Origin of the sequence: Collinsella sp. OM07-12 (genome assembly GCF_003438275.1) — a bacterium.
Lineage (GTDB): Bacteria > Actinomycetota > Coriobacteriia > Coriobacteriales > Coriobacteriaceae > Collinsella.
On the sequence record NZ_QSTQ01000007.1, the window covers coordinates 42,814 to 56,135 of the forward strand.

Sequence of the window (13,322 nt, forward strand, 5' to 3'; positions counted from 1 at the left end):
TGCGGTGAAATACAGACTGTTTTGCCTGGTAGAAGCCAAAATCAATCCCTATTTCACCGCAACTACTAAATGAACCTAAATGTGGGAGCGCAGCGCCTAAGCAGGTTGTTTGCCGATGTATGCGAGAATACCGCCGTCGACGTAGAGGATGTGGCCGTTGACGAAGTTCGAGGCGTCGGAAGCCAGGAACACGGCGGGGCCCTTCAGGTCCTCGGGCGTGCCCCAACGGGCGGCCGGGGTCTTGGCGATGATGAACTGGTCAAACGGGTGACGGCTGCCATCGGGCTGCGTCTCGCGCAGCGGCGCGGTCTGCGGCGTGGCGATGTAGCCAGGCCCAATGCCGTTGCACTGGATGTTGGCCTCGCCAAACTCGGAGCAGATGTTCTTGGTGAGCATCTTGAGTCCGCCCTTGGCAGCGGCGTAGCCAGCGATGGTCTCGCGGCCAAGCTCGCTCATCATCGAGCAGATGTTGATGATCTTGCCGTGACCCTTGGCGATCATGCCGGGCAGGCAGGCCTTGGAGACGATGAACGGGGCGTTAAGATCGATGTCGACGACGCGACGGAAGTCCTCGGCGCTCATGTCGAGCATGGGGGTGCGCTGGATAACACCTGCATTGTTGACCAGGATGTTGGGCGTGGTGCCAAAATCGGCCTCGATCTTGGCGACGAGCTCGGCGACGACGGCCTCGTCAGTGACATCGGCCACGTAGCCGTGAGCCTCAAAGCCCAGCTCGCGGTAGTGCTTCTCGGCCTCGGCGACCTTGTCGGCGTGGCGGGCGTTAAAGGCGATCTTGGCGCCGGCCTCGCCGAGCGCCTCGGCAATGGCCATGCCAATGCCGTAGGTGGCGCCGGTCACGAGTGCGACCTTGCCATCCAGGCGGAAGCTGTCCATAAGATCAGACATAGCGATCCTTTCAAAAGAAACGTTCATCTATATAAGTCTTGCTTTTAATACAAGCTCAGTATAGGAGAAGCGGAGGAATTGACGCCCCTATTCTCCTAAAAATAGGTGAACGTTCACTTTTAAAAGGTGAACGGTTGAAATCGGTTGTCGCGATGCCTCTTACTCGCTTTTCGCCATCGCGCCTTCCGCGATCATGTTGCGGTTGTAGACCAGGTGCAGATACATGGCGTCGTGCGCGGCGGTGGGGTTGCGCGCCTCGATGGCGTCGGCCACGCCGCGGTGCGTGCGGATAGTCTCCTCGACCAGCTTTTTGCCCGTTACATCGATAAATAGGGGAACGGAGGCTTTGAGCACGCCCATCAGGCGGGGAACGACAAGGTTTCCGCAGCTCTCGGCAATGGCATTGTGAAACGCGGTGTCGGCGGCGGAATAGTCTTCGCCAAGGGCGGCCAGGCGCTCGGACTCGTCGCAGAGTTCCTTGATGCAGGCAATCTGGTCGTCGGTCGCGTGCTCGGCCGCCATGCTGGCCATCTGCGGCTCGATCATAAAGCGCACCTCGAGCAGGTCGCGCGCCAGGCGCTGCTTGTCATCGATAAAGGTAAAGCCCAGCGGGTCGTCGGCAACGCCGGGGTTCGACGCCACATAGGTGCCCGAGCCCTGCTTAATGCGCACGATATTGCGCGACTGCAGCAGTTTCATGGCCTCGCGCACGGTGCTTCGGCCGGCGCCTGTCATCTCGACGAGTGACGACTCGTTGGGGAGCCGGTCGCCCGCGCCGAGCTTGTTGTCGATGATGTAGGCCGAGATCTCGTCGGCGAACCGTTCGGGCAGGCTCTTATCGGGGCTTGTGGCCATGGCGGTCCTTTCTCGGGAGCCGATCAGCGCGGGGGTGACGGCCCGCATTCCCTCATCCTACTCTAGGAGAACGAGAGGCGCTGGTATTCGTCCATCAGATACTCGATCAGCGCGATGCATCGGGCGAAATACAGCGTGAAGTCGGTGTTACGGTCATCGAGCGCCTGCTCGTCCGCGACAAGGATGGGGAAGTCGCAAGCGTCCCGCAGAGGGCTCGGGCGGTCTCCGGTGAACGCGACGGTGCATATTCCCTCCTCGCCGGCGATCTTTACGCGGTCGAGCACGCGCGGCGTGCGTCCGGATCGCGAGAACACGATGAGCGCATCGGTCCGGTCGAGATTGTTCTCGAAGATGGCGATCGAGTCATCCGCGGACGAATGCAGCGCCCGCACGCCGAGACCGAGCAGCTTCTTGGACAGGTACGCGGCGGTAAGGGATGAGAACCCGCATCCGTAGATGTGAACGAAGCCGATGGAGTGGCGCAGTACCCGGGCAACATCGGGCAGCGCCGCCCCGCCCGCCGGCGATGGGGCGAGATCCGGCGCCCGTGAGTCCAGGTTGCTGGCGGCCCCGTTCGGCTTGACGACGGACGGTGGACACCCCGTATATTCCGCCTGCAGCCGATAGCACATGTCCACGAACCCATTGTATCCGAGCTTGCGCGTGAGCCTCATGACGGTCGAGGGGGACGTGAAGCACCGGCGCGCGATCTCGCGCACGCCGAGGGTCCGGGCCTCCGCCAGATGGGCCGCGACGAACTGGAGCACCGCCCGCTCGGCATCGGAAAGACGGCGGTCGCCGATGATCTTCGACAGGTCGATTTCTCGTGGCACGTCGGGCCTCCGCATCGCGCGCTCGTGATTACCTATAGGGCATTGTAGGGCATGTGCATGGAAATGTGGTCTTATCGATATAGAAAAGCGACCCCCTGCGTTGCAGATGAGATCGCTTTGGAATGCCGGCTCGCCCGGTCCATGTGCTTGCGCCGACGCAAGGCCCTGTTCAGCCTCGCCGCCGCGAGCGCTTCGGGGCTCGCGGCGGGACCTCCGTTGCCGCCCCGCGCGGGCCTCGCGGCGCAGGGTTTACTTGAGCTCCGGCCAGTACGCCTTGTTCGCCTCGATGAGGTCGTCGAGGATCAGCTTCGCCACGCCCGCGGAGGGGACGGTCTTGGAGAGAGTGAGCGCCTGCCATAGTTTGAGATAGCTTCCCTCGGTGTACGCCTCGACCACGAGCTTCTCAACCGCGACCTGCTCCTGCATCATGCCACGCTCGAACGTGGGGATCTTGCCCTGGCACATGGCCTCGGGGCCGTTCATACCCACGACGCAGGGGACCTCGACCATGGCGTCGTCGTCGAAGTTCGCGATCGCCCCGTTGTTCTCGACGATGCAGAGCATGATCTCGTGCGTGTTGTACGCGATGGCGCGCGCCAGCGACACGATGAACGACGCATGGTTGTCGACCGTGAACTCGCCACCGGTCGCCGTGCCCTTGCGCACGATTTCGCGCGCTGCCCCGAAGACCTCCTTCTCGCGCCCCTCGATGACCTCGTCGGCGCGCGTGTGGTCGGGGTCGGAGTGCTCGACCACGTAGTCCGGGTAGAGATAGTACTTGAGGTACGTGTTGGGCAGGAACTGCGGGTCGAGCTTCAGCAAGTCGGCCGCCTTCTTGTGCGTGGCGATCCAGCTGGCGTCCATGTGCTGCGTGTCGATCGCCTTCTGGGTGAGGTAACCGTTCTCGCCCACGTACTCGAGCAGGCGCGGCATGTAGTCCTCGCCGGTGCGGACGTCTTTCACCGAGGTCCACCAGCCAAAGTGGTTGAGGCCGAAGTAGCGTACGTCGAGGTCATCGTAGTCCTTGCCCACGATGTAGGCCATGCGGCGACGCGTACCTACGGGCATGTCGCAGATGTTGATCACGCGCGAGGTGGGGCGCAGCACGCGGCAGGCCTCGGCCACGATCGCGGCGGGGGTGGAGTAGTTGAGCATCCAGCACTCGGGGGAGTAGCGCTCCATGTAGTCGATGATCTCGAGCATACCGGTGATGGAGCGCATGCCGTAGGCAATGCCGCCGGGGCCGCAGGTCTCCTGGCCGAGCACGCCGTACTTCAGCGGAATGCGCTCGTCGAGCTTGCGCATCTCGTACTTGCCCACGCGGATGTGAGCCATGCAAAAGTCCTTGTTTGTGAAGGCCTCTCCGGGGTCGGTCGTGTAGGAGAACGCGACGTTAGGAGCGTCCTCGCGCATCACGATGGCGAGGGCCTCGCCGAGGACGGCCTGGCGCTCGCCATCATTGTCGTAGAGGGTGATGGAGCTCAGCGGGAAGCTGTCCTGGTGCTCGAGCATCATCTTCACGATGCCCGGCGTGTAGGTGCTGCCGCCGCCGGCGATGACGATGTTGAATTTCTTGCCTTCGGTCATGGTGGTTCCTCCAATGGCTTGCAGAGTGGATTGGATAGAGGCGAAATCGGGGTGGATGGTGTTGCTTGAGGGATGAGTCACGCCGCGGATGGGCGGGGATGGTGTTCAAGGGGGGCCGGCGGTGGGGATGCGCCGGCCCGCAAGGGGAAAGGGCTACTCCTCGTCGTCGAGACCGAGGTGCTCGTCCACGGCGGCGCGGACCTGGCGCACCTGGGGACCGTAAACCACCTGGACGTTCTCGCCCTTCTTGATCACGGCCACGGCGCCGGTGTCGCTCTTGAGCGTCTCTTCCTGGACCTTGTCGGTGTCCTTCAGGATCAGGCGCAGGCGGGTGTAGCAGTTATCGACCTTCTGGATGTTCTCGGCGCCGCCGAGTGCTTCCACGATGAGGGCGGCGTTCACACCGGACTCGCTGCTGGCAGCGGAGATTTCGCCCGCCGCGGCGCCCTCGCCGGCGACCTTGGCCTTGTACTCGGTCTTGCTGTGGAGCTTGACCTCGTCGCCATCGTCCTCGCGACCGACCGTCTTGAGGTTGAGCTTGGTGATGAGCACGCGGAACACAAGGTAGTAGACGATGAACTCGGCGATGCCGATGGCGATGTAGATGGGCCAGTGCGTCTTGCCGATGCCCAACGGGAGGTTATAGAGCAGAAAGTCGATGAAGCCGTTCGGTCCGATCGCACGGCAGCCGAGCACGTTGAAGGCGACCATGCCGAGGCCGGAGAGACAGGCGTGCACCACGAACAGGATCGGCGCGACGAACAGGAACGAGAACTCGATCGGCTCGGTGACGCCTGCGATGAACGAGCAGAAGGCGGCGGGGATGAGGATGGCCTTGACCTTGCCCTTGTTCTCGGGCTTGGCGGTGTGGTACATGGCAAGGCAGGCGCCGATCAGGCCGAACATCTTGGAGAGGCCGCGGGCGTCCCACACCACGGATGCGGAGAGGACCTGGGTCGCGGGGTCGGCGATCTGCGCGTAGTAGATGTTGCGAGCGCCCTCGTAGACCTGGCCGGCGACCTCGGCGGTGCCGCCGAGCTTGGTGTAGAGGAACGGCGTGTACACGAGGTGGTGTAGGCCGGTGGGAATGAGCAGGCGATCGAGCATGCCATAGAGGAAGATGCCGAAGTTGCCCGCCTGGTTGATGAAGAAGCCAAGGCTGTCGATGCCGCCCTGGATGACCGGCCACACAAAGGTCAGGATAACGGCGAGGATGATGACTGTGGGGATCGAGACGATGAAGACGAAGCGCGGGCCGCCGTAGATGGAGAACGCGTTGTCGAATTCGGTGTCGATGAAGCGGTTGTGCACGGCCGCGACGATGAGGCCGAGGATGATGCCCAGAAAGACACCCATGTCGAGGACCTGGATGCCGAGGACGTTCGTCTGGCCGGAGCCCTGAAGGGCAGTGGGGTCGACGAGCATACCCTGCAGCGCCATGAACTTGTTCATGGCATTGATGAACACGAGGAACGCCAGGACCGCGTTGAAGCCCGACTCAGCCTTCTTCTTACGGGCGAGTCCCACGGCGATGCCCACGCAGAAGATGAGGCCGAGGTTGTTCAGGATCGAGACGAGCGACCCCGAGAGGATCGTGCCGAAGCCCGTGGTGACGGGGTTGTTCATGAACGGGAATGTTTGCAGGAGTTGGGCGTTGGTGAAGATGTTGCCGAATGCGATCAAGAGACCGGCGATCGGCAGGATGAGGACAGGGATGAACATCGCCTTGGAGAAGGCCTGCATCGCCCCCATTGCCTTTTCTTTCATGGTGTTTCCTCTCGTTGTCGTGGTGTCTGGCCGGATCCGTTGGCCCGCTGCGCGCACGGGGTGCGCAGCACGGCTTGCATCATAGGTGCCAGTACATGGACGATTAAAGGTCTGATGTAATTTGCGGTACCTGTTTCGCGATTTCGGAACTTGTACCCGTTTCAATCGTGCGCTGATATTGATCTACATGAGAATTGCCGTAACGCTGTGCTCGTCCTATACTTTCTCCATCAGTTAATTCATCTGATGAATTTGGAGTACATGATGAACACCGCGAACAATTCCGCCGATCATCCGCTGCGCAGCCAGAAATACCGCAAGCTCTCGCCCGAGCTCGACCCGTTGCGCATCGGCAGCGGGTGGAAACCCGAGGACCTGTCAAAGCCGCAGGTCATCATCGAATCGACGTTCGGTGACTCGCATCCGGGGTCCGCGGGCCTGTTCGAGCTCGTGGAGGAGGCCCGCGCCGGCGTCGCCGAGGAGGGTGGCCACGGCGCGAGGTACTTCACCACGGACATCTGCGACGGTGAGGCACAGGGGCACGACGGCATCAACTACTCGCTTGCCAGCCGCGACTACATCGCCGACATGATCGAGATCCACACGAATGCGACGCCCTTCGACGCCGGCGTGTTCGTGGCCAGCTGCGACAAGGGCATGCCCGCGCATCTCATGGCCGTGGGTCGCCTGAACATCCCTTCGGTGGTGGTGACCGGCGGCGTGATGGACGCCTTCGACGACGCCCCAGGCGGCGACCACGCATGCGGCAAGAACCTGCTCACCCTTGAGCAGCTCGGTATGTACTCCGCCCAATACGAGCGCGGCGAGATCTCGCACGACCGTCTGCTCTGGGCACAACAGAACGCCTGTCCCAGCTGCGGCGCCTGCTCCTTCATGGGTACCGCGAGCACGATGCAGGTAACGGCCGAGGCGCTCGGCCTTGCGCTCCCGGGCGCGGCGCTCCTACCCGCCACGAGCCCCGACCTGCGTGAGTTCGCGCGCGAGTCGGGCCGGCAAGCGGTGCGCCTCGCCCGCATGGGCCTGTGCCCGCGCGATATCGTGACCAAGGAGTCCTTCGAGAACCTTATCATGGTCCACGGCGCCATTTCCGGTTCCACCAACTCGCTGCTGCACATCCCCGCGATCGCCCGTGAGTTTGGCATCGAGATGTCTGCCGACGACTTCGATCGCCTGCATCGCGGCGCCCATTACCTGCTCAACGTTCGTCCCGCAGGTGAGTGGCCGGCGCAGTTCTTCTACTATGCGGGTGGCGTGCCGCGCATCATGGAAGAGATCAAGTCGATGCTCCACCTCGACGTTATGACCGTCACGGGCAAGACCCTCGGCGAGAACCTCGAGGATCTCAAGGCACGCGGTTATTACGAGAAGTGCGGCCGCTACCTGGAGAAGTGGAACCTCAAGCGCGAGGACATCATCCGTCCGTTTGACCAGGCCTTCGGCACCGACGGCTCCATCGCCATCCTGCACGGCAACCTTGCTCCCGAGGGCGCTGTCGTTAAGCACACCGTTGTTCCGCGCGAGATGTTCCAGGCTACGCTCAAGGCGCGCCCGTTCGACTGCGAGGAGGACGCCATCCACGCCGTCCTGACGCACGAGGTCAAGCCCGGCGACGCCGTCATCATCCGCTACGAGGGCCCCAAGGGTTCCGGCATGCCCGAGATGTTCTACACCACCGAGGCCATCGCCAGCGATCCCGAGCTGGGCGCCAGCATTGCCCTGATCACCGACGGCCGCTTCTCCGGCGCCTCCAAGGGCCCGGCTATCGGTCACGTTTCGCCCGAGGCTGCCGTGGGCGGACCGATCGCCCTGATCGAGGAGGGCGACCTGATCCAGATCAATATCCCCGAGCGCACGCTGTCCATCGTGGGAATCGCCGGTAAGGAGATGGAGCCGGCCGAGGTCGATGCCGTCCTGGCCGAGCGTCGCGCTGCTTGGAAGCCCAAGGCTAACCGCTACACCTCCGGCACGCTCAAGTTCTTTACCGAGCACGCCGTTTCCGCGATCCAGGGTGGCTACATGGAGTAGCGCCCTTACGCATCGAATTCTCCTCTCATGGATACGTGGCACAAAGAGCCCCGAGTTCAATACGAGCTCGGGGCTCTTTTTGTCTGAATTGCAGGCGTATTGCCGGACGAAAGCGTGTTGCGTCTGGCGCAAAACCGTACGAAAGCGCAATTTGCGTCTTAATTCCGGACGTAAATCAAGACGAAAACCGTTTGCGTCTGGCTAAAATTCGTACGCAAACACTTTTCGTCTTATAATACGGTCATGAATAGTACGAAACGAGGGGTTATGCATATGGTTGTTAGAGAGAGCCCTACAGTCGAATACAAGGAAAGCGTTACGCCGACCTTTCTTAAAACGGTGAGTGCCTATGCAAACTACGGGACGGGCAAGATCGAGTTTGGCGTTAATGACGAGGGCATTGCTGTCGGTCTCGCAGATCCGGTCGCTGAATGTCTGCGCATCGAAAATATGATTAATGACAGTTTGGACCCCGCGCCTCGTTACTCGCTAGAGCCCGATGAGAAACACGGGACCGTAATCCTTACGGTTTATGAGGGCCGGGACAAACCCTATCGAAGCAAGGGAAAGGCCTACAGACGAAACGATTCGGCGACGGTGGAGGTCGACCGGTTTGAGTATGGCAGACTGACGCTCGAAGGCAGCAACGTAACGTTTGACGCGCTCGCGTCGGCTCGCCAGGACTTGAGTTTTCACACGCTTGAGCATAAGTGCGTTGAACACCTCGGCATTTCCGAACTAACGCCGGATATCATGCGTACGCTTCGCTTGCTCGGCAAGGATGGCTATACCAATGCCGCGGCGATTTTGGCGGATAAGAATGATTTTCCGGGCATCGACTGCGTCCGTTTTGGTGATACCGAGGATGTGATCTTGGATCGCGAGACGGCGACAGGTCTATCCGCAATTGAGCAGGTGGACAGGGCGGTGGCCATGTTTGTACGCTACTACCGTTATGAGCGTATCGAGGGGATGGAACGCGTCCAAACCGATCGAATTCCCCTTGAGGCGTTCCGCGAAGCTGTCGCAAATGCTTTGGTGCATCGGACGTGGGACGTTCGGGCGAACGTTCAAATTGCCCTGTACGACGATCGCGTCGTTGTGACTTCACCCGGACCGCTGCCCGCCGGTTTGACGACGGAACAATACCTGTATGGGCAGATATCCGTGCTCAGAAACCCAATTGTCGCCGAGGTCTTTCTAAAGCTGGATTACATCGAGAAATTTGGTACGGGAATCGCGCGAATCAGGCGTGCGTATCGAGATTCTTTGAGCCAGCCGGTATTTGATGTTCGCGGCGGCATGGTGGCCGTCACATTGCCCGTTATCGATGCCTTTGAAGGGTCTGAGGAAGAGGTCCAGGTTCTCAAGGCTTTGTCAGGCGGACGAATACTGTCGCGGGGCGAGATTGAGCAACAGACAGGATTGAGCCGCACGCGCACGTTGACGGCGCTTGAATCTTTGCTCAACCGAAACTCGATCGTAAGGCGGGGGACAGGACGCGCCACGAAATACGAGCGCGCATAGCTCAAAAGAGCAAAGCTACAAAACAGGCCCCAAGCCTACACCGGCTTGGGGCCTGCTGTCCTCTGGGATATTGGCGCCTCTACAGTTCAGCCTCCAGTTCGGCTTTGTGTTCGTTGAGGTAGTCGCGCATGTAGGGGATGGCAAATGAGACCTTGCCGTACGAGGGCGCCTCAATGATCGACTCTCTCAGCAGACGACTGCGGATGGAACTTACCTGTTGAGGTGTCTTGTTTAAGTCATCGGCAACCATGCTGGTCGAGCTCGTCTGCCCTAAGGACGCCATGCTCAGCAGATAAGCGATGCACGTGGGCGGAATGCGCTGCAGCGCGGGCTCAATCACCATTGCGCAGAAGCGTTCGCGTGCTGTTGCGATGCCTCGCTTTGCCTCTTCCTCTCCAATTACAGTTGTATGGGCGCGTCGTGCCAGTTGCCATGCGTAATATCCAACGAGCTGAATCATAAAGGGGTAGCCTTGCGTTGCCTCGGCAAGTTGGCCGGCAATACCTGGTTGCAGCTCCATGCCAGACGCTTCAATGGTTTCTTCGAGGGAGTACGACACTTCGGTTACTGCCACAGCCTTCAGATCAAAGGGGAGGGCACGGCGCAAAAACGTAAGTGTCTTTCCGTTGATGACGCTTTCTATCATCGAAGGCAGCCCCGCAAAAACAAAGGCGATATCAAGGTCTTCGCCGATAACCTGCTGAATCGCAATGGAGAGCGTTCGGACCTCTTCGAGCTCTGCGTCTTGGACCTCATCGAGGGTGATGAGCAGACCATTGCCGTTCTTTGATATTGCCTGCCTCATGGCGTCACGCAGCGATGGGCCGATTCGCTCAATGTCTATGCTGCCGATGGATATGCCAGCTACGCTTGGCTCAAATCTGGCGTGTTTGGCCTGGAATTTGGGCTGCAGCTGCTCGAGAATGCGCTGACAAAGTCCTTCGGTTGCGACTTCTTTTATGACCGTCCAGCCATGGCTTTGCGCCAAACGTGAGCACTCGTCAAGGAGGACCGTCTTGCCCGTTCCGCGGACGCCGGCTATGCGCATAAGGCGTCCCGGGGCGCCAGGCCCGTTGACGAGGCCTTCATTGAATTCCTCGAGGACATCTTCGCGGCCGATAATCGTGGGAGGTGTTTTGCCTGCTGTGGGCTTAAAAGGGTTTGTTTGCATGCGAGCCACCTTTGCTCAAGATATAGCAAGATATAGCAAAGTATAGCAACATATAGCAAGATATAGCAAAGTATAGTGAGATATAGCAACGTATAGCGCTGCTCGCGAGTTCTTGCGGTGGCGCTATTTTCCAAAGGCCACGCGGATAAAGCGCTGGGCGAAGAGCTTATTGGCGACGTTGATGACATGGCCCAGGAACAGTGCCGAGATGGCGGTCGTGACGCCAAAGCCGCCCAGGTTGTGCATAAAGACCAGCGACAGCGCGAGCGAGGCGGCGACGTGCGAGCAATCGAATACGACCTTCACATCGCCAAAGCGGCATTTGAGCTTTTCGGCAATGACCTGTACCAAGCCGTCGGGTGCGTTGGGAACGACGCCCATATTGACGACGAGGCTTACGCCAAACGCGGTGATGGCAAGCGAGAGCAGCATGGTTACGACCTGTGCCGGCAGCGCGGTGGGGTGCAGAGGGTTAACGTTCATAAAGAAATCGGTAAAGCCGCCGATCAGCGTTGAGAAAAAGAGCTCGAGCAAAATGCGCGGCTGAAACTCGCGGCGCAAGATGGCTGCCTGTGCGGCAATGTAGGCGACATAGGTCGCGGTAATCCAAAAGCCGAGCGTCTTGCCGGTGAGCATGGACAGCGTCGTGGCAAAACAGGTAAGCGCTGCCACGCCTAGGCCCGACGCAGTCTGGATGCTCATGCCGAGGGCGAGCGTCGCGACGCCTGCTAAATACATCAACATCCTGATGACGGTATGGCACCAATCGATCTTCTCGCCATTCATAATGATGAGCGGTCGCATGCTGCTACCCGTCCTTTCGGTTGTGAAGAAAAGGCTGACCTGGGCCGGCAAAAGAGGGTTATCGGAGGCACTGCTGTAAAAGCAGAAAAGCCGGCCCCACGGTCAGTCGTCTAGGAAATGTCTCGCTGTGCCGGAATGGGACTGAAGGGCCAACGAGACGGGAGGAAAGCAAATGACATAGCGTGGGCAATAGGATGCCAAGATGGTAGGGTGCGTCTTAGCATCCTATTGCCCACGCTTAACGAAATCGGTTTCGTTTGAGCCTTAGTATACGCACGGGATTCTATTTGCAAAGAGAAAAATAATAAAAAGGTGAACGTTCACCTAATCGCAACAACTCGTTGGCTGTATTATGACAAGGACATACTCGAAACCGATTTCGCAACGGTTAGAGAGTGCATTGTACGTTCGTCGTAGATTGCCGGGCAGCTTGGTCGCGCCCGCCGGTCGCATTGCGGCGAACGCCTTCACCCGGATCGAAAGGATCACCATGGAACAGCACACCGATTGCTCGTACTGCATGTGCGGGACCGACAACACGCTCGTCGATGCCTTTGGCATCCCCATGCTCGACCTGCCCGCCAGCAAGCTCATCTTGTTTAAGGAGCAGAGCCACAAGGGCCGCGTGATCGTGGCCTCCAAGCAGCACGTCGATGACATTTCCTGCATGTCCGAGGAGGACGCTGCCGCCTTTATGGCCGATGTCCGCCACGTCGCCGCCGCGCTGCACAAGGCGTTCAACCCCGACAAGATCAACTTTGGTGCCTACGGCGACACCATGCATCACCTGCATGTGCATATCGTCCCCAAGTACAAGAGCGACCCGTTTGAGTTTGGCGACGTGTTTGCCATGAACCCCGGTCGCGTCACGCTCGAGCCGGCTCAGTACGACGAAATCGCCCAGGCAATCATCGACAACCTGTAAAACTTCGTCCCCTATAAGTTGCGGTGAAATACGGACTGTTTAGCGGCTTAGCTGGCTCCAATAGTCCGTATTTCACCGCAACTTATGGGGGGCGGCGTTGCGATAGTATTACGTGTTGGTATTCGACTAACCGAGGACTTATCCGAGGGCTTTATGGAACAGCACCAGCATTATCAGAGTCTGCAAGATCAGGCATACAACGCATTGCGCTCCAAGATCATCTATGCCGAGCTCAAGCCCGGCACGCGCCTTTCGGCGATTGGTCTGGAAAAGGAGACGGGGATCGGGCGTACGCCCATCCGCGAGTCCTTTGTGCGCCTGCGCGAGCAAGAGCTGGTGGAAACGCGTCCCAAGAGCGGCACCTATGTCTCAAAAATTAGCATGGAGCGTGCCGAGAACGCCTGCTTTTTGCGCGAGAAGCTCGAGAGAAGTGTGCTGATCAAATGCTGTTCGGCCGCCACGCCCGAGCAAAAGCGCCAGCTTGAGCAGATTCTCGCCGAGTCCGAGTCGCTCGACCACAGCGAGACGCGTCGCTTCTTTGACCTGGACAACCTGTTCCACGAGACGTGCTTTGAGATTGCCGGTCGCCACATGCTGTGGGATTGGATGAAGAGCATCAACACGCATTTTGAGCGATATAACTGGTTGCGTGCGGTGTCGCAGGATCTGGACTGGGAGCCGATTCGTCGGCAACACCGCCGAATCCTCGAGGCCATTAAAGAGGGCGACACCGATACGGCGAGCTATCTGGCGCAGACGCATCTGCATCTAATGCCAGAAGAGCAGGGCCCGGTCATCGCCTTGCATCCCGATTACTTCGAGCTGCCCAAAGACCCGTCCATCTAATCTATCCCCTCATACGTTGCGGTGAAATAGGGATTGTCTTGCGGCCCAGGCGGCG

Annotated in this window: 11 protein-coding genes; 4 read left to right on the forward strand and 7 right to left on the reverse strand. The window is 59.7% G+C overall.

The genetic code is table 11. The features are described 5' to 3' along the window. Positions 1–96: 96 nt before the first annotated feature. The 5 genes from DXB98_RS03730 to DXB98_RS03750 all read right to left on the reverse strand — a co-directional run bounded on the left by DXB98_RS03730 (position 97) and on the right by DXB98_RS03750 (position 5,948). On the reverse strand, positions 97–906 hold the full coding sequence (locus tag DXB98_RS03730; protein WP_117743198.1) for a gluconate 5-dehydrogenase: 810 nt from the start codon (positions 904–906) through the stop codon (positions 97–99). A gap of 159 nt (positions 907–1,065) precedes the next feature. Beyond that, positions 1,066–1,761, reverse strand: a complete 696-nt coding sequence (locus DXB98_RS03735) for a FadR/GntR family transcriptional regulator (protein WP_117743199.1) — start codon at positions 1,759–1,761, stop codon at positions 1,066–1,068. A 62-nt stretch (positions 1,762–1,823) separates the two neighbouring features. Next, positions 1,824–2,594: a MurR/RpiR family transcriptional regulator gene (locus DXB98_RS03740; RefSeq protein WP_158553137.1), complete on the reverse strand. Its 771-nt coding sequence runs from the start codon at positions 2,592–2,594 to the stop codon at positions 1,824–1,826. A gap of 249 nt (positions 2,595–2,843) precedes the next feature. After that, on the reverse strand, positions 2,844–4,181 hold the full coding sequence (locus tag DXB98_RS03745; protein WP_117743201.1) for a 6-phospho-alpha-glucosidase: 1,338 nt from the start codon (positions 4,179–4,181) through the stop codon (positions 2,844–2,846). A 153-nt stretch (positions 4,182–4,334) separates the two neighbouring features. Beyond that, complete coding sequence (locus tag DXB98_RS03750) at positions 4,335–5,948, reverse strand: PTS transporter subunit EIIC (protein WP_117743202.1); 1,614 nt, start codon at positions 5,946–5,948, stop codon at positions 4,335–4,337. 264 nt (positions 5,949–6,212) lie between these two features. Here DXB98_RS03750 and ilvD point away from each other — a divergent pair, with 264 nt between their 5' ends. Together ilvD and DXB98_RS03760 are read left to right on the forward strand one after the other, a co-directional pair. Then, complete coding sequence (gene ilvD, locus DXB98_RS03755; RefSeq protein WP_117743203.1) at positions 6,213–7,994, forward strand: dihydroxy-acid dehydratase; 1,782 nt, start codon at positions 6,213–6,215, stop codon at positions 7,992–7,994. A 267-nt stretch (positions 7,995–8,261) separates the two neighbouring features. Further along, positions 8,262–9,521, forward strand: a complete 1,260-nt coding sequence (locus DXB98_RS03760) for an ATP-binding protein (protein ID WP_199407114.1) — start codon at positions 8,262–8,264, stop codon at positions 9,519–9,521. A 79-nt stretch (positions 9,522–9,600) separates the two neighbouring features. On the opposite strand, the gene DXB98_RS03765 is transcribed toward DXB98_RS03760, so the two are convergent. Then, on the reverse strand, positions 9,601–10,692 hold the full coding sequence (locus tag DXB98_RS03765; RefSeq protein WP_117743204.1) for an ATP-binding protein: 1,092 nt from the start codon (positions 10,690–10,692) through the stop codon (positions 9,601–9,603). A 123-nt stretch (positions 10,693–10,815) separates the two neighbouring features. Then, on the reverse strand, positions 10,816–11,496 hold the full coding sequence (locus DXB98_RS03770) for a YitT family protein (protein WP_117743205.1): 681 nt from the start codon (positions 11,494–11,496) through the stop codon (positions 10,816–10,818). Positions 11,497–11,986: 490 nt separating this feature from the next. Here DXB98_RS03770 and DXB98_RS03775 point away from each other — a divergent pair, with 490 nt between their 5' ends. Then, entirely contained in the window at positions 11,987–12,421 is a 435-nt protein-coding gene (locus DXB98_RS03775) for an HIT family protein (RefSeq protein ID WP_117743206.1), read from the forward strand. 153 nt (positions 12,422–12,574) lie between these two features. Continuing rightward, on the forward strand, positions 12,575–13,267 hold the full coding sequence (locus tag DXB98_RS03780) for a GntR family transcriptional regulator (protein WP_158553138.1): 693 nt from the start codon (positions 12,575–12,577) through the stop codon (positions 13,265–13,267). The last annotated feature ends 55 nt before the right edge of the window (positions 13,268–13,322 follow it).

Coding starts and splice junctions, on each gene's coding strand:
- DXB98_RS03730 (WP_117743198.1), bottom strand. CDS start 906: ATGTCTGATCTTATGGACAGCTTCCGCCTGGATGGCAAGGTCGCACTC.
- DXB98_RS03775 (WP_117743206.1), top strand. CDS start 11,987: ATGGAACAGCACACCGATTGCTCGTACTGCATGTGCGGGACCGACAAC.
- DXB98_RS03780 (WP_158553138.1), top strand. CDS start 12,575: ATGGAACAGCACCAGCATTATCAGAGTCTGCAAGATCAGGCATACAAC.
- DXB98_RS03745 (WP_117743201.1), bottom strand. CDS start 4,181: ATGACCGAAGGCAAGAAATTCAACATCGTCATCGCCGGCGGCGGCAGC.
- DXB98_RS03735 (WP_117743199.1), bottom strand. CDS start 1,761: ATGGCCACAAGCCCCGATAAGAGCCTGCCCGAACGGTTCGCCGACGAG.
- DXB98_RS03760 (WP_199407114.1), top strand. CDS start 8,262: ATGCATATGGTTGTTAGAGAGAGCCCTACAGTCGAATACAAGGAAAGC.
- ilvD (WP_117743203.1), top strand. CDS start 6,213: ATGAACACCGCGAACAATTCCGCCGATCATCCGCTGCGCAGCCAGAAA.
- DXB98_RS03770 (WP_117743205.1), bottom strand. CDS start 11,496: ATGCGACCGCTCATCATTATGAATGGCGAGAAGATCGATTGGTGCCAT.
- DXB98_RS03750 (WP_117743202.1), bottom strand. CDS start 5,948: ATGAAAGAAAAGGCAATGGGGGCGATGCAGGCCTTCTCCAAGGCGATG.
- DXB98_RS03765 (WP_117743204.1), bottom strand. CDS start 10,692: ATGCAAACAAACCCTTTTAAGCCCACAGCAGGCAAAACACCTCCCACG.